The organism is Herbaspirillum sp. C7C2, from assembly GCF_022627865.1.
Lineage (GTDB): Bacteria > Pseudomonadota > Gammaproteobacteria > Burkholderiales > Burkholderiaceae_D > Herbaspirillum > Herbaspirillum frisingense.
Genome location: NZ_JABXGI010000004.1, coordinates 304,172 through 328,576, shown reverse-complemented (window position 1 = coordinate 328,576; position 24,405 = coordinate 304,172). Strand labels below are relative to the sequence as shown.

The following is a 24,405-nucleotide window of genomic DNA, read 5'->3' as shown; positions in this document are numbered from 1 at the left end:
CAGGCCGTGCTGTGCGGCGGTACCGTGGAACTGATCAAGGCCGGTTTCGAAACCCTGGTGGAAGCCGGTTACGCGCCGGAAATGGCCTACTTCGAGTGCCTGCACGAACTGAAGCTGATCGTGGACCTGATCTATGAAGGCGGCATCGCCAACATGAACTACTCGATCTCCAACAACGCCGAATACGGCGAATACGTGACCGGCCCGCGCGTGATCAACGAGCAGAGCAAGGCTGCGATGAAGAAGGTGCTGGAAGACATCCAGACCGGCGAATACGCCAAGAGCTTCATCCTGGAAAACAAGGCCGGTGCGCCGACCCTGATGTCGCGTCGTCGCATCAACGCCGAACACCAGATCGAAATCGTGGGCGAGAAGCTGCGCGCCATGATGCCCTGGATCAAGGCCAACAAGCTGGTCGATCAAAGCAAGAACTGATCTGCCGTTTGCGCCAGTAACGCCACGGTTTGCCGTGGCGTTTTTCTTTCGGGCAGGAGGAAGCTCTTGTTCACTACTCTCCATCTCATTTTTTCTCTTCCACGGACAATTCGGTCCTGACACCTTCTATCCGCTTCTTGATCGCTTCCGCATCCTCGGTCTTGCCGGCGGCGACGGTGGCATCTCGTTCGGCCACCAAGCCTTGCAGGGTCTGCTTGAGTCGCATGATGCGTTGTGCGGATGTCCCCTGTGTGCCTTCTTCCAGTGCCTTCTGCAATCCGTCCACGAAGGAGCAGGTGTTGTGGAGATCGATGACATCCCCGAATGCCCGATAGATGGGATAGACGTTCACATCACCCTGCATGGAGCCATAGATCGCCAGCATTTTAGTATCGCGCATCTCGACGATTTTCTTATCGACCGCGGTCACTAGCATCTGCTTGTAGACCGTCTCGTTGATCAATGAACGTTCGGAATTGCTGAACAGCGCCAGCGCGCCGAGGATGGACTTGCCCTGTGCACTGCCGGCGACTGCGGCTGCACCGGCAAACAGGCTGGTGGTAGTTCCCAGCGCAATATTCCACGATGCTTCCGTGCCGTATAGTCCACGTCGGTAGCGCAGGCATTCCTCGGCGGAAGTCATCACCAGTGCCGAGACGGCTAGATTACGCTGCTGCGTGCACAGGCTACCTAGAGTGGCTTGATCGGCTGCACTCAGAGGGGCATAACATTTTTGCTCGGTAATCAACGTACCGGTCTTGCTCTTGAGGTTTTCATAGTTCTTGGTCAGGTCCAGCGAACTCAGCGAGTGGACCGAATATGGTTGATAGACATGCGTGCAGGCACTCAGGAAAGGCAAGCAGAGCAGGAATCCAAGGCCCCGATATGGCGACAGTGTGCGCATTGTTCCCCCATGGTTTTTGTTCGTGTTTTATCCCCAAGGACAGCTTAGTCAGGTTAAGAAGAAATGCAATGTCTATTTGAATTTTGGTTTCGGGGTGCGGTCCGGGCGCCGGTCAAGGTGGAAATGATGCTTGTCATCAACTTGACATAAATCCCCATTACCCTCACCCAGTCAAAAAGGGTTTAGCCAAGCGCCGCCGGGTCGGTGTCATGTTCAAGTGGGTGGGGATTGCGTAAGCCGTTATCGTTCGAGCCGAAAGGGATGCTGACCAGACTGCTCGCGGGCAGGGGAGTGTCGGCGGGCATGGTGCTGCTTGCCGCCGGCGTGCTGTCGCTGGCGTGGTACTTCACCATCATCCGCATCGAGAACGAAAAGCAGCTCGCCATCGCCGGCTCCATCGCAGACAGCCGCAACGTTGCCGCCATTGTCTCGGCCAACCTGGATGAGGTGCTGGGCAAGACCCTGCTGTACTCGCGCATCGGCCAATCGATGCTCAATGGCGAGCAATCATCGTCGGCCTATTTCAATCCACTGTTCAACGGCGATTCAGCCTACCTGCGCGTGGCCATGTTCGATGCGCGTGGTCGGCTGGTCTATTCGTCGTCGCGCCAGAAGAGCGAGCCGGAGCTGAGCCGGCTCATCAACGCCGGCTACATGAGTTCGCTCACGGCGTCGTCCGAGCAGAGCGCCATGATCATCAAGCCCCCCATGGACCGCGAGGGCTACAGTTGGCGCGTGCCGCTATTGATTCCCTTGCAGGATGGCAAGGGCGCGCTGCAAGGCTTCTTCGCGGCCATCCTCGATCTGGGCTATTTCCTGAAGACCTACCAGGAAGTGAGCGTGGACGGCGCCAGCCGCATCGAGATCATCAACGCAGCTGGCCTGCAACTGGCGGAATTGTCCGGCGGCATTCTCTCCGGCGGGTCCAACTATGCCGGCCAGGACTACGCCACCTTTCTGCTCACCGGCAAGGGGGATGGCCTGATCCACGCCTTGCGCCCGGGTGACCAGGTGCAGCATGTGGGCGTGCAGCGTCGCCTGGCCCACTATCCGCTGGCCGTGGTGGTGAGCCGCGATCCGCAGGTCTTGCTGGGCAAGCTGTGGCCGGCGCATCGCCAGTATTATCTGCAGGCGATCCTGATTTCGCTGCTGGTGGTGGCCTTGTCGGGGGGCTTGATCAGCATGGCGCACCGGCGCCGCTATCTCTATGACAAGCTGCTCTACTCGGAGCGGGAGAAGAGCGGGCTGATCCATCAGCTGGAACAGGAAAAGAGTCGCGCCTACCAGCTTGCCTCGCACGATTACCTGACCGGCATTCCCAACCGCATGCTGTTCTATGAACTGGCGGCGACCGAATTGTCGCGGGCCCGGCGCAGTCGCAACCTGTATGCGCTGTTCTTCCTCGATCTCGACAAGTTCAAGCTGATCAACGATACCCTGGGCCACGCCGTGGGCGACGCGTTGCTCCAGGAGGTGGCGCGGCGGCTGCGTGCAGCCGTGCGCGAATACGATCTGGTGGCGCGCCTGGGGGGAGATGAATTCGTGGTGCTGGTCTCGGAAATCCGCAATGAGGAAATCGTGGCCGAGATCGCCGACAAGCTGGTCGACACCCTGCGTACACCCTACCTCGACCTGCTGGGCTGCGATGTCGAGACGGCACCCAGCATCGGCATCGCGCTCTATCCGCGCGATGGGCAGAGTATCGAGGCGCTGATGACCAACGCCGATTCGGCCATGTACACCGCCAAGAGCGCCGGTAGCGGGCTGTATCGTTTCTACGATGCCTCGCTCAACGCCATCGCCGTGCGCGGGCTGGAACTGCTGGGACGCTTCCGCCAGGCGCTTCGGGATAACGAGTTTTGCCTGCACTACCAGCCCAAGGTGGCGCTGCAGGATTATCGGGTGGTCGGCATGGAAGCCCTGATCCGCTGGCAACATCCGGAGCATGGCCTGATCTATCCTGGCGAATTCATCGGCCTGGCCGAGACCCACGATCTGGTGCAGCCGCTGGGCCACTGGATCATCGAGGCAGTGTGCCGGCAACTGGCGCAATGGCGCGCCGATGGTCTGCCGTTGATGCCGGTGGCGATCAATGTCTCGGCCAAGCAGTTGAATGACGAGCGCCTGATCGAGACCTTCCGCGACGCCTTGCGCCGCCACGGCCTGAGTGCCGAACTGCTGGAGATCGAGGTGACCGAGAGCTGCTTCATCACCGACCTGGAGCAGGCGCGCCAGACCCTGGAAAAGTTGCGCGACGAGGGCTTGAAGATCTACCTGGACGACTATGGCACCGGTTACTCCAGCCTCAGCCACATCAAGGCGCTGCCGGTGTATGCGCTGAAGATCGACCGCTCCTTCGTGCGCGACATCCGCAATGACAACAGCGACGGCATGATCGTAGCCTCCACCGTGACGCTGGCGCGTAACCTGGGGCTGAAGGTGGTAGCCGAAGGCGTGGAAACCAAGGAGCAGCTGATGCACCTGAAACTGATGGGTTGCGATGAGGTGCAGGGCTTCTACCTGCAACGTCCGGTGTCGGCGGCGCAACTGGTGCCGCTCTTGCAGAAAGGCAGGTTCGAGGTCACATGAAGACGCTCTTCTCCGGTCTGCCGACAGCGCGGGCGACGCGCATGTTGGGCGCCACACTGGCGCTATTGTCCACGCTCGCTGCGACGCCTGCGCTGGTCGTGGCCAAGGGCGCCTGCGAGCGGCCCCAGCGCTTGCGTTTTTCCTTCGTGCCGCAGGGGCGGGACAGCGAGCAGCAGACTGCGCTCAATCCCCTGATCGATGAATTGCGGGAGCGGTTGAAGATGCCGGTCGATGTGGTGATCCCGACTTCCTACGGTGGCGTGATCGAAGGCCTGATCGCAGGTGCGGTCGATGTGGCGCGGCTGGGGCCGGCCTCGTACGTGACCGCCCACAAGGGGGACCCGCAGATTACGCCATTCGCGTCGATGGAACAGGTGGAACCCAATTTCGCCGTGCAGCGCGGCGTGTCGTCGGTATATTACTCGTTGCTGGTGACGCGCGCGCAGGGGCCGTATGACAGCGTGGCCTCGTTGGCCGGGAAGGTGCTGGCGCTGGCCGATCCCGACAGTACCTCGGGTGCGCTGATTCCGCGTCACCTTTTTGCGCGTCAGTACCAGCTGCAGCTGGACAGGTATTTTTCCCGCGTCGGTTATGCGGGAAACCACGAGCAATCGGTGATGGCGGTACTGAACCACCATGCCGATGCGGCTTTCGTGGCCAGCACCAATCTTTCGCGGATGATCAGCGACGGCAAGCTCAGGAAGAGTGACCTGCGCGTATTATGGCGCTCGGCACCGATTCCCTTCGACCCATTCGTCTATCGCGGGCAGCTGTGCGCCGATATCCGCAGCAAGATTCGCGCGGTATTCCTGGACAAGAACTCGCTACGGGTCAAGCTCACGCTGGACAGCTTGCGGGCTACCCACTTCGTGCCCGTGCACGACGCTGACTACCGCATCATCCGCGAATTGCCGTGAGGACGACTTACTCGGCCAGGAGCGCTTCGATATCGGAGACGATTTCCTCCGGACGCGTTTGTGGTGCATAGCGCTTGAAGACGCTGCCGTCGCGGCGCACCAGGAACTTGGTGAAATTCCACTTGATGGCCTTGCTACCCAGGAGACCGGGTGCTTCCTTCTTGAGATACTGGAACAGAGGATCGGCTTGCTCGCCATTGACATCGATCTTGGCGAACAATGGGAAGCTGACGCCGTAGTTCTTTTCGCAGAAGGCGCCGATTTCATCGGCATTGCCTGGCTCCTGGGCGCCGAACTGGTTGCAGGGGAAGGCCATCACTTCCAGACCACGCGCATGGAACTGGCGGTGGATCGCTTCCAGACCGTTGTATTGCGGTGTGAAACCGCATTTGCTGGCGGTATTGACGATGAGCAGCACCTTGCCGCGCAGTTGCTCCAGCGGGAAGGTGGTCTGGTCTGCCAGCCGGGGCTGGAAATCGTAGAGAGTGGTCATGTGCTGGTCCTTTGGATTTCCCGTGATTTTGTCGCCGCCATTCTAAACCGCCAGATCGCTGGCTGCATGGGTCTATGGCATATGCTCCCGTGCCGTGCGCTCGCTGATACGGCCCTGCTGGAGCAGCTGGGCCAGGCTGCCCTGCAGCGTCTGCATCCCGTGCGCCGCGCCGGACTGCATTGCCGAGAGCAGTTGCGCGCTGCGTCCCTCGCGGATCAGGTTGCGCACGGCCGGGGTCGCCACCAGCAGTTCGTGGGCCGCTAGCCGGCCATTGCCGTCGGTGGTGGGTAGCAGGGTCTGCGCGATTACGCCCTGTAGCGATTCGGCCAGCATGCCGCGGACGGCTTCCTGTTCGACGGCCGGGAAGGCATCGATCATGCGATCCATGGTCCGCGCCGCTGAGGCGGTGTGCAGCGTCCCCAGCACCAGATGACCGGTCTCGGCGGCGCACAGGGCCAGGCGGATGGTGTCGGCATCACGCAGTTCGCCAACCAGCAGCACGTCCGGGTCTTCGCGCAGGGCGGCACGCAGTGCCTGTGCGACATCGGCGGTATGGGTGCCGATTTCGCGCTGGCTGATCAGTGCGCGGCGTGGTTCATGCACGAACTCGATGGGGTCTTCGATGGTCAGGATGTGCACCGCGCGCTCTTCGTTGATGTGACGGAGCATGGCGGCCAGCGTCGTGCTCTTGCCGGCCCCGGTGGCACCCGTGACCAGCACCAGGCCATGTGGACGCAGCGCCAGTTCGGCGCACAGCGGCGGCGCGGCCAGGGAAGCCAGGGCAGGGGGCTCGCGCCCGAGATGGCGGATGGCAGCGGCCGGGCCGCGTTGCTGGTGGAAGGCGTGGACGCGGAAACGTCCCAATGTCGGCAGATCGAGGGCAAAGTCGCATTCGCCGCCATCGGTATAGCGCTGCTGGCAGGGCGGCGGCATCCACTCCAGCAGCAACTGCCGCAGCCGGGCAGTATCGATGGGCTGGAGGTTGATGCGACGGATGGCGCCATGGACCCGCAGCGCTGGGGGCAGGCCTGCGCAAAGATGCAGGTCAGAGGCCTGATTTCTGACGGCAAATGCCAGTAGGGTGGCAATGTCCATTTATAATTCCGGCAAGGATCACACTATCAATCTGTTTATTTCCCCGCAGGCTCGCCCCTTCCGGCCCCGGATTATGTCGTCAATCGCTCAACACTTGCAACAGGTGCAACAACAGATCGCCCGCGCCGTCGAAAAAGCGGGACGTGACCCGGCATCGGTACGATTGCTGGCCGTCTCCAAGACCTTCGGCCCTGAGGCCGTGCTGGAAGCGGTGCAGGCCGGACAACGGGCCTTCGGCGAAAACTATTTGCAGGAAGCGCTGGACAAGATGGCCGCCATGCCGGCCCTGGCGCCCGGTGTGATGCTGGAGTGGCACTTCATCGGCCCCATCCAGAGCAACAAGACGCGGCCCATCGCCGAGCACTTCGACTGGGTGCATTCGGTGGACCGCCTGAAGATCGCCCAGCGCCTGTCCGAACAGCGGCCTGCGGAACTGGCACCGCTGGACATCTGTCTTCAGGTCAATATCAGCGGTGAAGAAAGCAAGAGTGGCCTGACGCCGCAGGAACTGCCCGCAGTCGCGGTGGAGGTGGCGCGCCTGCCCCGATTGCGCCTGCGCGGCCTGATGGCGATCCCGGCACCCAGCGAAGACCAGGCCGCGCAGCGGGCCGCCTTCGCCGCCGTGCGCCGGCTGTTCGAGCAGATGCGCGCCGACGGTCTGGCGCTGGACACGCTGTCCATGGGCATGTCGGCCGATCTCGACGCTGCCGTGGCCGAAGGGGCCAGCATCGTGCGCATCGGCAGCGCCATTTTCGGGGCCCGGCATTACGCATGAGCGGGCCGGACCAGCACAATATCCATTCCGGCGATACACCGGATACACCATCTACGAGACACAAGGAGCGGAAGTGAAGATAGCGTTTATCGGCGGCGGCAATATGGCAGCGGCCTTGATCGGCGGACTGGTCGGCAAGGTCGCGGCGGCAGAAGACATCCACGTGGTCGACCTCAATGCCGATGCGCTCAAGTCGCTGGCGGACAAGTTCGGCGTCTCCACCGCGCAGGCCATCGATGGCGCCATCACCGGCGTGGACGTGGTGGTGCTGGCAGTCAAGCCGCAGCAGATGCGCGAGGTAGTCGCCACACTCAAGCCCTTCATCGGTGCGCAACTGATTGTCTCGATTGCCGCCGGCATCCGCATTGTCGACATGGAGCGCTGGCTGGATGGTCATCAGGCCATCGTGCGCGCCATGCCCAATACCCCGGCGCTGATCGGCCAGGGCATCTCCGGCGTGGTGCCGCATGCGCAGGTTTCCACGCTGCAGCGCGCACAGGCCGATTCCATCCTCAAGGCGGTGGGAGAGACCTTGTGGCTGGGCAGTGAAGAGCAGCTCGATGCCGTCACCGCCGTGTCGGGCAGCGGCCCCGCCTATGTGTTCTACTTCCTTGAAGCGATGGAGCAGGCCGCAGCCCAATTGGGCCTGTCGCGTGAAGATGGTCTGCAACTGGCCAAGGCGACTTTTGCCGGTGCCACCGAACTGGCGCGTCGTTCCGATGAATCGGTGGCGACCCTGCGCGAGCGCGTCACCTCCAAGGGGGGAACCACCTATGCGGCGCTGACCAGCCTGGAGCAATCCGGCGTGAAGGGTGCCATCGTCCAGGCCCTGCAGGCAGCGGCCACGCGCAGCAAGGAGCTGGGCGACGAATTCGGAAAGGCCTGATGAGACGGGCGGTTTCTTCTGGAGCCCTGCCGGCCCTGCTGGCGGGAGTCTTGCTGCTGGGCGGTTGCGCATCCACGGCCGACAGCGATGGCTATTACACCGTCAAGCGCGGCGATACCCTCTACAGCATCGGCCGCGACTTCGACCAGAACCCGGGCAACCTGCGCGCCTGGAACAAGTTGCGTAATCCGGATGACCTCGAGGTCGGGCAGCGCATCCTGGTGCGCCCACCGGCCGGCGTGGTGGCGCGCACCGGCGCCGGTCAGAGCAGCCGTCCTGCGGCGTCCTCAAGCCCGACCCGCAAGCCGGCGGCCCGACCGGTCACCAGGCCCGCGACCAAGGACGACGACGATGCCCCGGCCCCGGCCGACGCCAAGCTGGACTGGATGTGGCCCACCCAGGGAAAATCCGCCCCCAGCGCGGACAGCTACAAAAAGGGCATCGACATCGCCGGCAGCGACGGCCAATCAGTGGTGGCTGCGGCCGCAGGCAAGGTCACCTATGCCGGTCACGGCATCCGTGGCTACGGCAACATGGTGATCATCAAGCACACGCCGCAACTGCTGTCGGTGTATGCCCACAACAAGAGCATCACGGTCAAGGAAGGCCAGATGGTCACGCGCGGCCAGCAGATCGCGACCATGGGCAACAGCGACACCAACAAGGTGAAGCTGTATTTCGAAATCCGCCGCAACGGCAAGCCGGTCAACGTGATGGCCTTGCTGCCGGCACGCTGACCGGCGCGCTGCACTTCACTAAAGATCAGATTCAGGAAAAATCAGGAACCCCCATGGCCAAGCTCGAAGACATCGTCAGAAAACAGAAGACCGGTGCAACCTTCGTCATTAGCGCCCAGATGCTGCACATGAGTCCAAGCGAGTTCGATGCCATCGCCCAGGCCTGGGACGATGACGGTGGCCCCGGCTTCAACGTGACCGGCGTGCCGTTCCGTGTGGTGGTGGATGGCGAATTCTTCATCAGCCGGGTGACGGTGGTGCGAACCACTGCTGAGGTGTAGACAGGTCCGCGCGGCGTCAGCCCTCACGCTGCAAGCGATAGACCACCGTATCCAGCGCCGTCAATCCGCGCTCCAGGAACTTCGGTTCCTTCTCCAGGATATCCCGGCGGTCGATCGCTACGGCTTCGCTGTGCGGCGCGTAGAGCCGTTGTACTTCTTCTTCCGCCACCGAGAAGGGCGGGCCATCCATCTTCTGCTGGTCGTATTCCAGCGTGATCAGCAGGCTGCGGGCCTGTGCCGGCAGGCGGCCATAGATATCGGCGACATAACGCGCCCGCATCTGTGGCGGCAGCGCGATCAGGGCGGCACGGTCGTAGGCGCCGGCACAGGCCGCCAGGGTGGCGTCTTCCAGCAGGAAGATATCGCCACACACCAGTTCGATGTTGCCGGCCACGTAGTGCCGGCCCTGGGCGCTTTCATGGATCGCCGGTGTGAGCTGGTTCTCGCTGAAGAACTGGGTAATGGCCAGTTCCGACAGTTCCACGCCCAGCACCCGGTGCCCCTGCTGGGCCAGCCACAGCATGTCCAGTGACTTGCCGCACAGTGGCACCAACACCGTACTCCCGTCTGGCAAGGCCAGTTGCGGCCAGTATTTCTGCAGCAGGGGCGTCACGCGCTCCTGATGAAAATGCGTGCGGCCTTCGCGCCAGCGTTCCAGCCAGAATTGCGCTTCCATGTCGTCTCCTGTTCCCGTATCGGCGCCCGATGCCGCTTCAGCGCATCAGGTAATCCAGCGCGACGCCGGCGAAGATCGCCGCGCCCAGCCAGTTGTTGTTGTTGAAGGCCGCGAAGCAGCGCATGCGGTCACGTTCGCGGATCAGGGTATAGTGATACAGCGCGAAGCCGCAGGCCACCAGCATGCCGGCCGAGAACCACAGGCCCAATCCGTATTGCAGGCCGACCACCCACACCAGCGCCAGCGCCACGGCGTAGCACAGCATCACGGCCAGCACATCGTGGCGGCCGAAGGTGATGGCCGAGGTCTTGATGCCGATCTTCAGGTCGTCGTCGCGGTCCACCATCGCATATTCGGTGTCGTAGGCCACGGCCCAGAAGATGTTGGCCACCAGCAGCACCCAGGCTGCCAGCGGCACCGTGCCGGTGACCGTGGCGAACCCCATCGGGATGCCGAAGCCGAAGGCAATGCCCAGGTAGGCCTGGGGAATGGCGAAGAAACGCTTGAAGTAGGGATAGGTGGCCGCAATGATCACCGCCGCCACCGACAGTTGCAGGGTCAGTGTGTTGAGCGGCAGGATCAGCAGGAAGGACAGCAGCGCCAGCACACCTGCCACCATCAGGGCTTCCCAGGACTTGATCTTGCCGGACGTCAACGGCCGCTGCTCGGTGCGCTTGACGTGGCGGTCGAAGTCGCGGTCGGCGTAGTCATTGATGGCGCAGCCGGCCGAACGCATCAGCGCGGTGCCCAGTACGTAGATCAGCAGGATGCGCCAGTCCGGCGGGCCGCCTGCTGCCAGCCACAGGGCGATCAGCGTGGGCCACAGCAAGAGCAGGATGCCGATGGGTTTGTGGGCGCGTACCAGCAGCGCGTATAGCCTTAACCTGTCCATTCGATGTCCGCAAAAACGAAAGTCCGCATTATAATTCGCCTCGCTGTTTGCGCACTGTCGTGCTTTTTTGGTGGTGAGCTGCATCAAACATAAATTTTATAAAAACAGCCTATCCGTTTTGAGACATTTCCAGGTTTTGTGCTGCATAGCCGCAGATTTTTCCTTTGCAGTGGCCGGCAAGGGCCGCTAATGTAACGCCGCTGTCATGGAGCGTTGTTAGCATCAAAACCCCTTTTTTGAGAGGTCCCCTCTGATGAACATGATGAAAACACTGATCGCGACCGGTGTCCTGGCGACGATCACTTCCTCCGCCTTCGCTGCCACCGAGATCAGCTGGTGGCATTCCATGACCGGCGCCCTCGGCGAGCGTGTCAATGCCCTGGCCGACGACTTCAACAAGAGCCAGAGCGACTACAAGGTCGTGCCCGTCTACAAGGGGACCTACGACGAATCGATGTCGGCTGCGATCGCCGCCTACCGTGCCGGCAATGCACCGGACATCCTGCAGGTGTTCGAAGTGGGCACCGCCACCATGATCTACGCCAAGGGTGCGGTCAAGCCGGTGTACGAGGTGATGCACCAGGCCGGCGAGAAGTTCGACCAGAACGACTACGTGCCGGCCGTGGCGGGTTACTACTCGACCCCCAAGGGCATGATGTCCTTCCCCTTCAACAGCTCCACCACCATCATGTTCTACAACAAGGACATGTTCGCCAAGGCTGGCCTGGATCCCGAAAAGCCGCCCGTGACCTGGCAGGAATTCGTTGGCATGGCCGCCAAGATCAAGGCCAGCGGCGCCTCCTGTGCCTACACCACGACCTGGCAATCCTGGGTGCATTTGGAATCGTTTTCAACCTGGCATAACGTCGAGCTGGCGTCCAAGAACAACGGCTTCGGCGGCCTGGATGCACGCCTGAAGATGAATAGCCCGCTGCACGTGCGTCATATCGAGAACCTGTCTAACTGGGCCAAGCAGGGCTACTTCACCTACGCCGGCCGCAAGGACGAGGCCAATGCCAAGTTCAACGCAGGCGAATGCGCCATCATCACCGGCTCCTCCTCGGCCTACGCTGATATCCGCAAGAACGCCAAGTTCAAGTTCGGCGTGGCCACCCTGCCGTACTACAACGATGTGCAGGGCGCACCCCAGAACACCGTCATCGGTGGTGCTTCGCTGTGGGTGATGAACGGCAAGAAGGGCGACGAGTACAAGGGCGTGGCCAAGTTCTTCAGCTACCTCTCCAAGCCGGAAGTGGCCGCCAAGTGGCACCAGGATACCGGCTACCTGCCGGTAACCAAGGCCGCCTACGAGCTGACCAAGAAGTCCGGCTTCTATGAGCGCAATCCGGGTACCGACGTGGCCGTCAAGCAGATGATCGTCAAGACCACCGACAAGTCGCGCGGTCTGCGCCTGGGCAACTACGCCCAGGTCCGTACTGTGTTCGATGAGGAACTGGAAAACGTCTGGACCGGCAAGAAGAGCCCCAAGGAAGCCCTGGATTCGGCCGTCAAGCGTGGTGACGAACTGTTGGTCCGCTTCGAAAAGGCCAACAAGGGTAACCAGTAATTCCGTCAGTCCCGCCCCTGCATGCCTACCGGCATGAAGGGGCCGGAAGCGGCGATGGCGCTCCGGCAACGGGGCCCATCGCCGGTTTCCATTTCCAGTCATTCAAACTTCTTTGACGCCGGGGAACCCGGCAGGAACGATCGTGGAAAAACGCGCGCGATTCACCTCTAAGTGGTTGCCCTATCTGCTGGTGGCGCCGCAGATCGTGATCACCTTGCTGTTCTTTTTCTGGCCCGCCGCGCAGGCGCTGTACCAGTCCATGCTGTTGCAGGATGCCTTCGGCGGCTATTCCGAATTCGTCTGGCTCGACAACTTCAAGACCCTCTTCGGCGATCCGACCTACCTCGAATCGTTCCGGACCACGGCGGTCTTCTCGGCGCTGGTGGCTTTCTTCGGCCTGGCGGTGTCGCTGCTGCTGGCAGTCTTCGCCGACCGTGTGCGGCGCGGCGCCTCGATCTACAAGACCTTCCTGATCTGGCCCTATGCGGTCTCACCGGTGGTGGTGGGCGTGCTGTGGATGTTCCTGCTCAGTCCCTCGCTGGGCATCCTCTCGCACGTACTGAGCTGGCTGGGCCTGCCCTGGGACTACATGATCAACGGCACGCACGCGATGATCCTGATCGTGATCGCCGCCATCTGGAAGCAGATCAGCTATAACTTCCTGTTCTTCCTGGCTGGCCTGCAGTCGATTCCGAAGTCGCTCATCGAAGCGGCCGCCATCGATGGCGCCGGGCCGGTCAAGCGCTTCTTCACCATCGTCTTCCCGCTGATCTCGCCGACCACCTTCTTCCTGTTCGTGGTCAACGTGGTCTATGCCTTCTTCGATACCTTCGTCATCGTCGATGCCACCACCCACGGCGGTCCCGGCAAGGACACCGAGATCCTGGTCTACAAGGTGTTTTCCGATGGCTTCAAGGGCGGCGACCTGGGCAGTTCTGCGGCACAGTCGGTGGTGCTGATGGCGCTGGTGATCCTGCTGACGGTGGTGCAGTTCAAGTACGTCGAGAAGAAGGTCCAATACGCATGAACACCGTCACCACCATGAACACCATGAAGATTGTCCGCCAGGAGGTGGCAGCATGATCGAACGTCGCCCCATCCTCGATTTCCTCAGCCATGTGGTACTGGTGCTGGGGGTGCTGATCGTGTTCTTTCCGCTCTACGTGGCCTTCGTGGCCAGTACCCAGACCGCCGAGCAATCGGCCCTGTCGCCGCTGTCGCTCGTGCCGGGCGGGGAGCTGCTCAACAACTACAGCGCCGTGCTGTTCAAGGGCGCATCCGGGCAGGTCACGGCGCCGCCGGTCCTGCACATGCTGTGGGTGAGCCTGGCCACTGCGCTCATCATCGCCATCGGCAAGATTTCCATTTCCATGCTGTCGGCCTTTGCCATCGTGTACTTCCGCTTCCCCGGTCGAGGCCTGTTCTTCTGGATGATCTTCGTCACCCTGATGTTGCCGGTAGAGGTGCGCATCACGCCGACTTACCAGGTGGTATCCGATCTGGGCATGCTCAACAGCTATGCCGGCCTGAGCGTACCGCTCATTGCGTCGGCCACGGCGACCTTCCTGTTCCGCCAGTTCTTCCTGACGGTGCCGGACGAACTGGCCGAGGCGGCGCGTATCGATGGTGCCGGCCCCTTGCGTTTCCTCAAGGATGTGCTGTGGCCCTTGTCGCGCACCAATGTGATCGCGCTCTTCGTGATCATGTTCATCTATGGCTGGAACCAGTACCTGTGGCCGCTGATCATCGCCACCGATCCCGGCATGTATCCGATCGGCATCGGCATCAAGACCCTGATTTCCGGCGGCGATTCGGCCGTGGAATGGAACCTCGTGATGGCCACCATGATCCTGGCCATGCTGCCGCCCGGCCTGGTGGTGGTCGTGATGCAGAAATGGTTCGTCAAGGGCCTGGTTGATTCCGAGAAATAATTCATATCATTTACGACGCCCATTGACGGCGCTTACCATCATGGCAGCAATCCACCTCAAGCAAGTCCGCAAGACCTACGGCAATGGCCCCAAGGCGATCGACGTGATCCATGGCATCGATGCCGAGATCGCCGACGGCGAATTCATCGTCATGGTCGGCCCGTCCGGCTGCGGCAAGTCGACGCTGCTGCGCATGGTCGCGGGTCTGGAAGACATCAGCAGCGGCCAGATCGTCATCGGCGAGCGCGTGGTCAATGACCTGGAACCCAAGGAGCGCGACATCGCCATGGTGTTCCAGAACTATGCGCTCTATCCTCACATGACGGTGTACCAGAACATGGCCTACGGCCTGAAGATCCAGGGCCTGTCCAAGAGCGAGATCGACGAGCGCGTGCAGCGTGCTGCCGCCATCCTGGAACTGGGCGCGTTGCTGGAGCGCACGCCGCGCCAACTCTCCGGCGGCCAGCGCCAGCGCGTGGCGATGGGCCGCGCCATCGTGAGGAAACCTGCAGTGTTCCTCTTCGACGAGCCGCTCTCCAACCTGGATGCCAAGCTGCGCGTGCAGATGCGCCTGGAAATCCAGAAGCTGCACGCCAGCCTGCGCACCACTAGTCTCTATGTCACCCACGACCAGGTCGAGGCGATGACCCTGGGCCAGCGCATGATCGTCATGAACCGTGGCGTGGCCGAGCAGATCGGCACGCCGGCCGAGGTGTATGCGCGCCCGGCCACCACTTTTGTGGCCAGCTTCATCGGTTCGCCGCCGATGAACCTGCTGCAGGGCAGGGTCAGCGCGGATGGCACCGGCTTCGAGGTCAGCAAGGGTGATGAGGCCGATACCATCCGCCTGCCGCAGCCGGCAAGCGCTGCCGCGGGCCAGGAACGCATCCTCGGCGTACGTCCGGAGCACCTGCTGCCCATCCTCGACGGCTCGGCCGCGCAGCTTTCGCTGGAGGTGGAACTGGTGGAGGCGCTGGGGGCCGAGCTGCTGGTGCATGCGCGCTGCGGCGGCCAGGCACTGGTGCTGCGCTGTCCTGCCAATGTGCCGGTCAGTACCGGTCAGCATATCGGTGCGTCATTCGGCGCGACGGACGTGCATTGGTTTGATGTGCAGAGTACGCGTCGCATCGGCTGACTTGCCCATGCTGGCCCAGGTGCGTTATTGCCTGATGGGCAGGCTTGCCCTATCATGACCCGGACCTGATTCCGGGAAAGCCTGATATGAAGCCTTCTGAAGCCCTGGCCAGCCACCGTGTCGCGATTCGCCATGTGGTCGAGTCTCATCGCGCCCTCAATGCCCGGGTATTCGGCTCCGTTGCGCACGGCCAGGATACCGAGGGCAGCGATCTCGACATCCTGATCGATCCCACGCCGGAAACTTCGCTCATGGACGTGGCTGCCATTCAGGTGGAATTGCAGCATCTGCTGGGGGTGTCAGTGGAGGTGCTGACCCCCAGGGCCTTGCCCGAGGAAATGCGCAGGCAGATACTTTCCGAAGCGATTCCGGTATGAAAAAGGCCGGGCGGGCGGCGAGCTATCTCGGCCATATCCTGCATGCCATCGAGCGGATCGACCGCTACACGGCAGAAATGGATGAACTGGTGTTCCTCGCCAACGAACTGGTGCAGGACGCCGTCATCCGCAATATCGAAATCATCGGCGAGGCTGCCAACAACATTCTGCGGGTTGATCCCGAATTCGCCGCACGACATGACCACATCCCCTGGCTGGTCATGTACACGATGCGAAATCGTGTCTCGCACGGCTACGACAAGGTGGACATGGAAGTCGTCTGGAAGACGGTGCAACGTGATCTGCCGTTACTCCACACGCAGATTGCACCGCTGGTCGCAGACGTTGGCCCTTAGCTGATCGTCGTTTCTTCCGTCAGCATCTGCACCCCATTGAGATTGCACGCCAGCACCGCCTGATGCACGGCATCAATGGCGGCCTGCCGGGTGAAACTCTTGCGCCAGGCGATCACCACGCGGCGCGAGGGAGCCGGCGCCACGAAGGGGACGTAGCGCACCATGCCGTCGCGGGTGTTGGCATCGGGGATGGAGGCGCGCGGCAATACGGTCACGCCGATGCCGGACGACACCATGTGGCGGATCGTCTCCAGCGACGAGCCCTCGAAGGTGCGGGCGATGCCGTCGCCATTGGTGGAGAAGCGCGACATCTCGGGACAGACTTCCAGCACCTGGTCGCGGAAGCAGTGGCCATTCCCCAGCAGCAGCATGGTTTCTGTCTTGAGTTCGCGGGCGTCGATTTCCTTGCGTTCGGCCCACTTGTGCTGACGCGGCAGGGCGACCATGAATTCCTCGTCGTACAGCGGCAGCACGTTCAGGCCGTGCTCGGGGAAGGGCAGGGCCATGATGGCCGCATCGAGTTCGCCCTGGCGCAGCAGTTCGATCAGGCGGGTGGTGAAATTCTCCTGCAGGATCAGCGGCATCTGCGGCACGCGCTCGATCATGGTCTTGACCAGCGAGGGCAGCAGGTAGGGGCCGATGGTATAGATGATGCCCAGGCGCAGCGGCCCCGACAGCGGGTCCTTGTTCTGGTTGGCGATCTCCTTGATGGCCGCCGTCTGCTCCAGTACGCGTTCGGCCTGCGCCACGATCTGCGCTCCCAGCGGCGTGACCGAGACCTCGGTCCCGCCGCGCTCGAAGATCACGACCCCAAGTTCGTCTTCCAGCTTCTTGATGGCCACCGACAGCGTGGGCTGGGCGACGAAACAAGCTTCTGCTGCATGGCCGAAATGCTTTTCGCGCGCGACGGCCACGATGTATTTGAGTTCTGTAAGTGTCATGCTGTTATGCCGAATCGTTTTGGGGACTATAGCGTATTTTCGCATGGGCCACCTGCGCCGGCGCAAGGCGGGCCGTCCTCCCCTGGGGCAGGATGGAAGCGGCATTGGCGAGGCTGGGTGCCGGTGTTATCGTCCTGTCACGGCTTGGTCACAATGGACAGGTATGTTGTCACGCACTTTTCCGGCGAAGGGGAGTGCCGCGTTCGCCGCTTTATCTTGCACACGAGGAAACAATGGATAAGGAAGAACTGGTCAAGCGCGTCCACCGCGAACTGGCCGACAGCTACGACGAAGAAATGGAACTGGAACTGGAAGACCGTACCGTGGACCCGGTCACCGGTGAGTTCTCCAGCGCCCATGGCGAAGAGGAAAAGGAATACCGCCGCCTGTATTTCCGCGAACTGTTCCGCCTGCAGGGCGAGCTGGTCAAGCTGCAGGACTGGGTGGTGCAGACCGGCCACAAGGTGGTGATCGTATTCGAAGGCCGTGACGCGGCCGGCAAGGGTGGCGTGATCAAGCGCATCACCCAGCGCCTGAACCCCCGCGTGGCACGCGTGGCCGCGCTGCCGGCTCCCAACGACCGCGAACGCACGCAGTGGTATTTCCAGCGCTATGTCTCGCACCTGCCGGCCGCTGGCGAGATCGTGCTGTTCGACCGCAGCTGGTACAACCGTGCCGGCGTGGAACGGGTGATGGGCTTCTGCAGCGACGAGCAGTACGAGGAATTCTTCCGCTCGGTGCCTGAGTTCGAACGCATGCTCACCCGTGCCGGCATCCAGGTCATCAAGTACTGGTTCTCCATCACCGATGAAGAGCAGCACCTGCGCTTCCTCTCGCGCATCCATGATCCGCTCAAGCAGTGGAAGCTCAGCCCCATGGACCTGGAATCGCGCCGCCGCTGGGAGGAATACACCAAGGCCAAGGAAGTGATGCTGGAGCGTACCCACATTCCGGAAGCACCGTGGTGGGTGGTGCAGGCGGTGGACAAGAAGAAGGCACGCCTGAACTGCATCCAGCACCTGCTGCAGCAGATGCCCTATGCCGAAGTGCCGCATGCGCCGATCCAGCTGCCCGAGCGCGAGCGCCACGAGGACTACGAGCGCCACCCGGTGCCGGATTCGATGATCGTGCCGGAATACTATTGATCCCTGCCCGGGACCCCGCATGAAAAATGGCCGGAGACGATGTCTCCGGCCATTGTCATTGGTGCTGCCGGCGCGTGGCCAGAGCGGGGCTTGCCCGGTTTAGTCGAAGTACTTGGAAATGACTTCGCCAAACGCCTGTTCAGCCGACATGCCGTTAAGCATCAGCTTGCTGATCTCATCGGAATGCTGGTTGATTTCGTCGGGCAGCATGTGGCGGTTGGCCTTGAAGTAGGCGTACTTTTCGCCATCCACCGCTTCCCGGGCGCGGGCCGCGGCGGTGGTCGGACGAGCACTGCCGGCCGCACTGCGGGCCGACGCCGCACGGGCTGCGCGCGGAGTGCTGCGGGTACCGCTGCCGCCGGTGGCGACGATGCGCTTGATCTGGTCCAGCGTGAAGATGGGAGTGACGTTGCCGGGACCGAATTCGGTTTCCTCGGCGCGGTGCAGGTGGTGATTGCCATCGAAGGCCATCTTCTTGTCGAAGCTGTTGATCACTTCGTAGTGGGGCTTTTGCACCGAACCGAACATGCTGAAATGGACACGGTCGCCGTAGGAGGTCATCTGGGTGATCACGCCGTTGAGGAATTCGGCCTTGATCGCCTCGACGTTGCCATGCCAGCGTTTGGTTTTGCTTGAACTCAAAATAACTCTTCCAATGATGCAGGCGCGGCCTCCGGTCGACGTCGTGTGTCTGGCATCGATGTGGCCGAAGCCACCAAGGTCGCGCGAATTAAAAACGGGGGGATGAAAGCAATATTATCCTCCTCCACACGTCTTCTTGCATGACCGAAGCTGACTTTTTCTTCAGTCGAATGCCAGATCAACTGGATTTTGGGTAGTTTTCCAAAGAATTTATGCAGCTTTTCGCAGAAATTGCTTGAAAAGCATGTCTCCCACCGCCATCTATTTTCTTTCTGGCAAGAAATGCCGCCCCTGCTTTCTCTCCCAAAGGCCCCTCATGCGCCGTAGCATCAGCTCCGTCTTCATCATCCTCGGCCTGCTGGCCGCCCTGCATGCCTGGATAGGCTGGCAATTGCTGCCTGCCCTGAGTATCCACCCCGGCTGGATAGCGCTGGGCACGGCGGTGCTGACACTGTCCTTCCTGCTCATGCCAGTGGCCCTCGCGGCGCCCTACCTGAAGCGGCGCGGGCTTTCCGAAGCCTGGTCCGACCGTCTGGCCTGGGCCGGGATGCTGGCCATGGGGGCGTTTTCCTCGGCCCTGCTGCTGACCTTGCTGCGCGCCATCGCGCTGGCGCTGCTGCCCTGGCTGGCGGCCTCGCTGTCTCCCATCCAGCGGCAGGAGATGGTGGAACTGACCGCCTGGCTGGTGCTGGCCCTGACCGCCGCGGCCACGGTCATCGGCTATCTCAATGCACGCCGCACCGCTGCCGTGGTCGAGGTCGATGTGCCCATCGCCAACCTGCCGCCCGCGTTGGAGGGCTTCACCATCGTCCAGATCAGCGACATCCATGTCGGCCCCACCATCAAGGCGCCTTACCTGCAGGCCATCGTGGACAAGGTCAACGCCTTGCAGCCGGACGTGGTGGCCATCACCGGCGATCTGGTCGATGGCAGCGTGCGCCAGCTGGCACCGCACACCGCGCCGCTGGCGCAATTGCGTGCCCGTCACGGCGCCTACTTCGTCACCGGCAATCACGAGTACTACTCCAATGCCCATGAATGGATAGACGAGGTGCGTCGCCTGGGCGTGACCGTGCTGATGAACGAACACGTGGTACTGCGCCACGAGGATGCCGGGCTGGTCCTGGCCGGGGTCACCGACTACACCGCCCATCACTTCGATCCGGCTCACCGCAGCGATCCGCAGGCGGCCATCGCCGATGCGCCCGCCCATCATCCACGCATCCTGCTGGCGCACCAGCCGCGCAGCGCCACGGCTGCCGCCGCAGCGGGCTACGACCTGCAGCTGTCGGGCCACACCCATGGCGGCCAGTTCTTCCCGTGGAATTTCTTCGTCCCGCTGCAACAGCCCTACGTGGCCGGCCTCAAGCGCCTGCAGGGCCTGTGGATCTACGTCAGCCGGGGTACCGGCTACTGGGGCCCGCCCAAGCGCCTGCTGGCGCCCTCCGAGATCACCCGGGTACGCCTGACGGCGCGCTGAGCTCCGACCCGGCGTCTTCCTGCCGTGCCAGCCGCCGCATGGCCTGCGGTGGCTGACCGAACAGGCGCAGGCAGACCCGGCGCATGCGGTCCGCGTCGCCGAACCCGGTAGCGCGGGCGATGCTCTCCAGGGTGTCCTGCGATTGTTCGATACGTAGCCGCGCTGCCTCGGCCCGCATCTGCTCGATGGCGCGTGCCGGCGTCTGGCCGGTCTCGGCCGCGAAGCTGCGGTCGAACTGGCGGCGGCTCAGGCAGGCCACCTCGGCCAGCACATCCACCGTCAACTCGTGCTGCAGATGTTCGCGGGCATAGGCCAGGGCGCGCCGGATGCGCTCGGAACCGCCATCGATTTCCTGCAGCGCCGAGAACTGCGACTGGCCGCCCGGCCGGCGGTAATACACCACCAGCTCGCGTGCCACCGAACGCGCCAGTTCGGCTCCGTGATCGTCCTCGATGAGCGCCAGTGCCAGGTCGATCCCGGCCGAAATGCCGGCCGAGGTCCACACACTGCCATCCCGCGAATAGATGCGGTCGCTGTCCACCATCACCTGCGGATGCATCTGTTGCAGCTTGGCCGCCATGCGCCAGTGCGTGGTGGCCCGCTTGCCATCCAGCACGCCCGCCGCCGCCAGCACGAAGGCCCCGGTGCAGACGCCGGCGATGCGTCGCGAGCGCGCTGCCGCCCGCACGATGTAGCGCCGCAGTTCGGGCGACACCAGGCCTTCGCGAGGGGCGCCACCGCCCGCCACCACCAGCGTATCGAAGCTGGTGCGGCCGATGCGTTCGGTCTGGATCATGGCCCCGGCCGAACTGCGGATCAGTCCGCCCGCCTCGGAATGGAGCGTGAGCCGATACAGCGAGCGACCCGCCACCCGGTTGGCCGCATCGAAGGCCGACAGGGGGCCGGTGAAGTCGAGCATGCTGCAATCGGCGAAGATCAGGAAGGCGGTATCACGCGGGGACATGGTGCAAAAAACCTCAAATGGCCTGAAGTGCCGGAATTATGACATTCAAGCCATGGCCGTGCACGGCACACTGCAGCGCATCTCCACCCGTGCCAGCCATCATGAAAACCCTTCCTGCCGTTCCATCTTCGTCCCCGGTCACCGCGCTCCAGGCGGCCTCCCCGCATCGCTGGAAGGTATTGGCCGCAGGAGTGGCGGCCAATGCCAGCTTCGCCGCCGTGTTTTCCGGCATTCCCGTGACCTCGCTGGTGCTGCGCAGCGATTACCAGCTCAGCAATGCGCAACTGGGCTGGGTGCTGGGCCTGTTGAGCCTGGGCGTGGCATTGGGCGAATTACCCTGGGGTCTGCTGACCGATCGCCTGGGCGACCGCAAGGTGCTGCTCGCGGGCCTGCTGGGCTGCAGCGTCGCGCTCGGCCTGTTGATCCTGAATGCCTTGCCCGGTCACGGCACTGCGGCCTATGGCTGGCTGTGCGGCGGCCTGATGCTGGCCGGCCTGCTGGGCGGCAGTGTCAATGGCGCCAGCGGCCGCGCCATCATGGGCTGGTTTGCTGACGGTGAGCGCGGTCTGGCCATGAGCATCCGCCAGACGGCCGTGCCACTGGGTGGCGGCGCGGGTGCACTGGTGCTGCCGTCGCTGGCGGCCCATGCCGGCTTTGGCGCGGTCTATGGCGCATTGATGGCGGCTTGCCTGGGCAGTGTCGCCCTGGTCCTGCTGTGGCTGCGCGAACCGCCGGTCATGCCGCATGTGATCGCATCGACCACACCAGCCGCGCCCGCACTGCGTCGTCTGCTGGTATGGCGGCTGGCCCTGGGCATCGGCCTGCTGTGCGCGCCGCAGGTGGCGCTGATCAGCTTTGGCGGAATCTTCCTGCACGAGGCCGGTCAGGCTGGCCTGCTGGCGATCAGCGTGCTGCTGACCCTGGTGCAGGTGGGGGCGGCGCTGGCCCGCATTGCCAGTGGCCGCTGGACCGATCGCCGTGGCCGCCGGCGCGCCTATCTGCGGACCTGTGCGCTGGCCAGCGCCGCGCTGTTCGCCCTGCTGGGCGGACTCGCTTCCCATGCCATGTCGACGTCCTTGTTCTGGCTCGCCCTGGTGCTGGTGGTGGCAGGCGTGGTGGTATCGGCCTGGCACGGCGTGGCCTATACCGAACTGGCCGTGGTGGCCGGTCCGGCCCAGGTCGGCACCGCCCTGGGGCTGGGCAACAGTTGCGTGTTCCTGGTCTTCTTCCTCTGCGCCCAGGCCGTGCCGCTGCTACTGCAGTGGCAGGGCTGGCCGGCAGTGTGGCTGGGTACGGCAGGGGTGGCGCTGCTGGTGTGGTTCCTGTTCCCGCCGCCCCCTTCGTCGCCCGCGTGAGCCGCCTGAATCAGCGAAAAAGACTGGTCTTAGACGACCGGTCTAATTTTTCGTTAGAATGGTCGCCATGCGAGAAAACTATGGCGAAAACAAACGCAACATCCTCCTGGCCGGCCGCGCAATCATTGCGCAGAAAGGCTTCTCCGGCGTCGGTCTGTCGGAAATCCTGGCCGCTGCCGACATCCCCAAGGGTTCCTTCTATCACTACTTCGGTTCCAAGGAACAATACGGCCGCGAACTGATCGAGCACTATGTGGCCGGTTACCTGGACCGGCTGGAACAGGTCCTCGGTCAATCCAGCCATGACAGCAGCGCCCGGGAGCGTCTGCTGACCTACTGGGGCTACTGGCTGGAAAGCCAGTGCTGCCAGGAAGTGGAGCAACGTTGCCTAGTGGTCAAGCTTTCGGCCGAGGTGGCCGATCTTTCCGAAGATATGCGTCAGGTCCTGCACGCCGGCACGCAGCGCTTTATCGAACGCATTGCCACCTGCATCGAAGAAGGTATCGCCGAAGGGTCCTTGCACACCGTGCTGGAACCGCTGGCCACGGCCACCATGCTCTATCAGCAATGGCTGGGTGCCAGCCTGCTGACCAAGCTCAGCCGCGACCGCAGACCGATGGAAGCCGCCATGCTGGTGACCCGTCGCGTACTGGTGCCGCCGCAATAGCGCAATGGTGCAACACGCACATCTTGATCTCGCCCGCATTGAACAGAACACTGAAAGGAATACCCATGACCCAGACTGCCAAGACCAACCGCCGCATCGTCCTCGCCTCGCGTCCGACCGGTGCCCCCGGCCCCGACAACTTCCGCCTGGAAGAAGTCGCCATCCCCGAACTGCAGGAAGGGCAGATCCTGTTGCGCGGCGAATGGCTGTCGCTGGACCCCTACATGCGTGGCCGCATGAGCGATGCCCCTTCCTACGCACCACCGGTGGACATCGATGGCGTCATGACCGGCGGCGTCGTGTCCAGCGTGGTGGCCTCCCGTCACCCCGATTTCAAGGAAGGTGAGCGCGTGATGGCCTATACCGGCTGGCAGGAGTACGCCATCTCCGACGGTAGCGGCGTCAACAAGCTGCCCGCCGATTTCGCCCATCCCTCGCATGCACTGGGTGTGCTGGGCATGCCGGGTTACACCGCCTATGCCGGCCTGATCGATATCGGCCAGCCGCGTGCAGGTGAAACCGTCGTGGTGGCGGCCGCCACCGGTGCCGTCGGCTCGCTGGTGGGGCAGATCGCCAAGCAGCGCGGCTGTCACGTGGTCGGTATCGCCGGCGGTGCGCAGAAATGTGAATCGGCAGTCAAGGAACTGGGTTTTGACGCCTGCATCGACCACCGCGCCGCCGACTTCGCGCAGCAGCTGAAGGCCGCCTGCCCGCGTGGCATCGATGTGTATTTCGAAAACGTCGGCGGCGCCGTGCTGGACGCCGTCTTCCCGCTGCTCAACATCCACGCCCGCGTGCCGGTGTGCGGCCTGATCGCCCACTACAACGGCGCTACCCTGGCCACCGAGAGTGCCGCCTTCCTGCGTCGCGTGCTGACCCAGCGCATCCGCGTGCAGGGCTTCATCATCTTCGATTACTACGTCAACCGGCCCGACCTGTATGCCGCCTTCCAGAAGGAAGTCGGCACCTGGCTCAAGGAAGGCAAGCTGCACTACCGCGAAGACGTGGTGCAAGGCCTGGAGAATGCGCCGGAGGCCTTCATGGGCCTGCTGCAGGGCAAGAACTTCGGCAAGCTGGTGGTCAAGCTGGATTGAGGCGCCGTTCCCTGGCGCATCTGCTCATCCCGGGGCCACGCCCCGGCAACCGGTGCGGCGGCGATCCCGCT

At 62.9% G+C, this 24,405-nt stretch carries 25 protein-coding genes and 1 pseudogene; 18 read left to right on the top strand and 8 right to left on the bottom strand.

Features of this window, described 5'->3' with window-relative positions; genetic code table 11:
• Positions 1-435 (top strand): annotated as a pseudogene (locus HWE04_RS09540) (ketol-acid reductoisomerase); the annotation flags it as partial.
• Positions 436-520: 85 nt separating this feature from the next.
• Here HWE04_RS09540 and HWE04_RS09535 read toward each other — a convergent pair.
• A complete protein-coding gene (locus tag HWE04_RS09535; protein WP_241812238.1) occupies positions 521-1,339 on the bottom strand; it encodes a hypothetical protein in 819 nt (272 codons plus the stop codon).
• Positions 1,340-1,642: 303 nt separating this feature from the next.
• On the opposite strand from HWE04_RS09535, the gene HWE04_RS09530 reads away from it, so the two are divergent.
• The gene (locus tag HWE04_RS09530) at positions 1,643-3,928 is read left to right on the top strand and encodes a bifunctional diguanylate cyclase/phosphodiesterase (protein ID WP_241812237.1); all 2,286 of its coding nucleotides are present in this window, start codon (positions 1,643-1,645) and stop codon (positions 3,926-3,928) included.
• 41 nt (positions 3,929-3,969) lie between these two features.
• Positions 3,970-4,845 carry a phosphate/phosphite/phosphonate ABC transporter substrate-binding protein gene (locus HWE04_RS09525; protein ID WP_446719219.1) on the top strand — a complete coding sequence of 292 codons (876 nt, stop codon included), beginning with the start codon at positions 3,970-3,972 and terminating at the stop codon, positions 4,843-4,845.
• A gap of 7 nt (positions 4,846-4,852) precedes the next feature.
• Here HWE04_RS09525 and HWE04_RS09520 read toward each other — a convergent pair whose 3' ends face one another.
• Both HWE04_RS09520 and HWE04_RS09515 read right to left on the bottom strand, forming a co-directional pair.
• Positions 4,853-5,338, bottom strand: a complete 486-nt coding sequence (locus HWE04_RS09520; RefSeq protein WP_006462008.1) for a glutathione peroxidase — start codon at positions 5,336-5,338, stop codon at positions 4,853-4,855.
• 72 nt (positions 5,339-5,410) lie between these two features.
• Positions 5,411-6,433 (bottom strand): type IV pilus twitching motility protein PilT, encoded by a 1,023-nt coding sequence (locus HWE04_RS09515; protein WP_241812235.1) that lies wholly within the window; start codon positions 6,431-6,433, stop codon positions 5,411-5,413.
• A 73-nt stretch (positions 6,434-6,506) separates the two neighbouring features.
• Here HWE04_RS09515 and HWE04_RS09510 point away from each other — a divergent pair, with 73 nt between their 5' ends.
• From HWE04_RS09510 to HWE04_RS09495, 4 genes are all read left to right on the top strand, one after another.
• Entirely contained in the window at positions 6,507-7,208 is a 702-nt protein-coding gene (locus HWE04_RS09510; RefSeq protein ID WP_241812234.1) for a YggS family pyridoxal phosphate-dependent enzyme, read from the top strand.
• A gap of 73 nt (positions 7,209-7,281) precedes the next feature.
• Positions 7,282-8,094, top strand: a complete 813-nt coding sequence (gene proC, locus HWE04_RS09505; RefSeq protein ID WP_006462011.1) for a pyrroline-5-carboxylate reductase — start codon at positions 7,282-7,284, stop codon at positions 8,092-8,094.
• Complete coding sequence (locus HWE04_RS09500; RefSeq protein ID WP_241812233.1) at positions 8,094-8,831, top strand: peptidoglycan DD-metalloendopeptidase family protein; 738 nt, start codon at positions 8,094-8,096, stop codon at positions 8,829-8,831. The genes proC and HWE04_RS09500 overlap by 1 nt, the downstream gene beginning before the upstream one ends.
• 53 nt (positions 8,832-8,884) lie before the next feature.
• Complete coding sequence (locus tag HWE04_RS09495) at positions 8,885-9,112, top strand: hypothetical protein (protein ID WP_241812232.1); 228 nt, start codon at positions 8,885-8,887, stop codon at positions 9,110-9,112.
• Between the two features lie 16 nt (positions 9,113-9,128).
• Here the strand turns inward: HWE04_RS09495 and HWE04_RS09490 are convergent, their stop codons facing one another.
• Together HWE04_RS09490 and ubiA are read right to left on the bottom strand one after the other, a co-directional pair.
• Complete coding sequence (locus HWE04_RS09490) at positions 9,129-9,788, bottom strand: thiopurine S-methyltransferase (protein ID WP_241812231.1); 660 nt, start codon at positions 9,786-9,788, stop codon at positions 9,129-9,131.
• A gap of 37 nt (positions 9,789-9,825) precedes the next feature.
• Complete coding sequence (gene ubiA, locus HWE04_RS09485) at positions 9,826-10,680, bottom strand: 4-hydroxybenzoate octaprenyltransferase (protein ID WP_006462019.1); 855 nt, start codon at positions 10,678-10,680, stop codon at positions 9,826-9,828.
• A 253-nt stretch (positions 10,681-10,933) separates the two neighbouring features.
• On the opposite strand from ubiA, the gene ugpB reads away from it, so the two are divergent.
• The 6 genes from ugpB (at position 10,934) to HWE04_RS09455 (ending at position 16,046) form a co-directional block, all read left to right on the top strand.
• The gene (gene ugpB / locus HWE04_RS09480) at positions 10,934-12,247 is read left to right on the top strand and encodes a sn-glycerol-3-phosphate ABC transporter substrate-binding protein UgpB (protein ID WP_006462020.1); all 1,314 of its coding nucleotides are present in this window, start codon (positions 10,934-10,936) and stop codon (positions 12,245-12,247) included.
• 142 nt (positions 12,248-12,389) lie between these two features.
• Positions 12,390-13,274, top strand: coding sequence for a sn-glycerol-3-phosphate ABC transporter permease UgpA (ugpA, locus tag HWE04_RS09475; protein WP_006462021.1), 885 nt, complete (start codon positions 12,390-12,392; stop codon positions 13,272-13,274).
• Between the two features lie 52 nt (positions 13,275-13,326).
• A complete protein-coding gene (ugpE, locus tag HWE04_RS09470; protein WP_077235433.1) occupies positions 13,327-14,178 on the top strand; it encodes a sn-glycerol-3-phosphate ABC transporter permease UgpE in 852 nt (283 codons plus the stop codon).
• Positions 14,179-14,218: 40 nt separating this feature from the next.
• Positions 14,219-15,313, top strand: a complete 1,095-nt coding sequence (locus tag HWE04_RS09465) for a sn-glycerol-3-phosphate import ATP-binding protein UgpC (protein WP_241812230.1) — start codon at positions 14,219-14,221, stop codon at positions 15,311-15,313.
• An 86-nt stretch (positions 15,314-15,399) separates the two neighbouring features.
• Positions 15,400-15,690 carry a nucleotidyltransferase family protein gene (locus HWE04_RS09460; protein ID WP_241812229.1) on the top strand — a complete coding sequence of 97 codons (291 nt, stop codon included), beginning with the start codon at positions 15,400-15,402 and terminating at the stop codon, positions 15,688-15,690.
• Complete coding sequence (locus tag HWE04_RS09455) at positions 15,687-16,046, top strand: HepT-like ribonuclease domain-containing protein (RefSeq protein WP_241812228.1); 360 nt, start codon at positions 15,687-15,689, stop codon at positions 16,044-16,046. The genes HWE04_RS09460 and HWE04_RS09455 overlap by 4 nt, the downstream gene beginning before the upstream one ends.
• Here HWE04_RS09455 and HWE04_RS09450 read toward each other — a convergent pair.
• Complete coding sequence (locus HWE04_RS09450; RefSeq protein ID WP_006462026.1) at positions 16,043-16,987, bottom strand: LysR substrate-binding domain-containing protein; 945 nt, start codon at positions 16,985-16,987, stop codon at positions 16,043-16,045. The two genes, HWE04_RS09455 and HWE04_RS09450, sit on opposite strands and share 4 nt — an antisense overlap.
• Positions 16,988-17,220: 233 nt before the next feature.
• Here HWE04_RS09450 and ppk2 point away from each other — a divergent pair, with 233 nt between their 5' ends.
• Positions 17,221-18,132 (top strand): polyphosphate kinase 2, encoded by a 912-nt coding sequence (ppk2, locus tag HWE04_RS09445; RefSeq protein WP_102662171.1) that lies wholly within the window; start codon positions 17,221-17,223, stop codon positions 18,130-18,132.
• 99 nt (positions 18,133-18,231) lie between these two features.
• Here ppk2 and HWE04_RS09440 read toward each other — a convergent pair whose 3' ends face one another.
• Positions 18,232-18,774 (bottom strand): hypothetical protein, encoded by a 543-nt coding sequence (locus tag HWE04_RS09440; RefSeq protein ID WP_006462028.1) that lies wholly within the window; start codon positions 18,772-18,774, stop codon positions 18,232-18,234.
• Between the two features lie 316 nt (positions 18,775-19,090).
• Between HWE04_RS09440 and HWE04_RS09435 the strand changes: the two genes are divergently transcribed.
• On the top strand, positions 19,091-20,254 hold the full coding sequence (locus HWE04_RS09435) for a metallophosphoesterase (RefSeq protein ID WP_241812227.1): 1,164 nt from the start codon (positions 19,091-19,093) through the stop codon (positions 20,252-20,254).
• Here HWE04_RS09435 and HWE04_RS09430 read toward each other — a convergent pair.
• Entirely contained in the window at positions 20,226-21,218 is a 993-nt protein-coding gene (locus tag HWE04_RS09430) for a GlxA family transcriptional regulator (protein WP_006462030.1), read from the bottom strand. The two genes, HWE04_RS09435 and HWE04_RS09430, sit on opposite strands and share 29 nt — an antisense overlap.
• A 101-nt stretch (positions 21,219-21,319) precedes the next feature.
• On the opposite strand from HWE04_RS09430, the gene HWE04_RS09425 reads away from it, so the two are divergent.
• The 3 genes from HWE04_RS09425 (at position 21,320) to HWE04_RS09415 (ending at position 24,334) form a co-directional block, all read left to right on the top strand.
• Entirely contained in the window at positions 21,320-22,573 is a 1,254-nt protein-coding gene (locus HWE04_RS09425; RefSeq protein ID WP_241812226.1) for an MFS transporter, read from the top strand.
• 67 nt (positions 22,574-22,640) lie between these two features.
• Positions 22,641-23,240 carry a TetR/AcrR family transcriptional regulator gene (locus tag HWE04_RS09420; protein ID WP_241812225.1) on the top strand — a complete coding sequence of 200 codons (600 nt, stop codon included), beginning with the start codon at positions 22,641-22,643 and terminating at the stop codon, positions 23,238-23,240.
• 65 nt (positions 23,241-23,305) lie between these two features.
• Positions 23,306-24,334 carry an NADP-dependent oxidoreductase gene (locus HWE04_RS09415; RefSeq protein ID WP_241812224.1) on the top strand — a complete coding sequence of 343 codons (1,029 nt, stop codon included), beginning with the start codon at positions 23,306-23,308 and terminating at the stop codon, positions 24,332-24,334.
• Positions 24,335-24,405 lie beyond the last annotated feature (71 nt).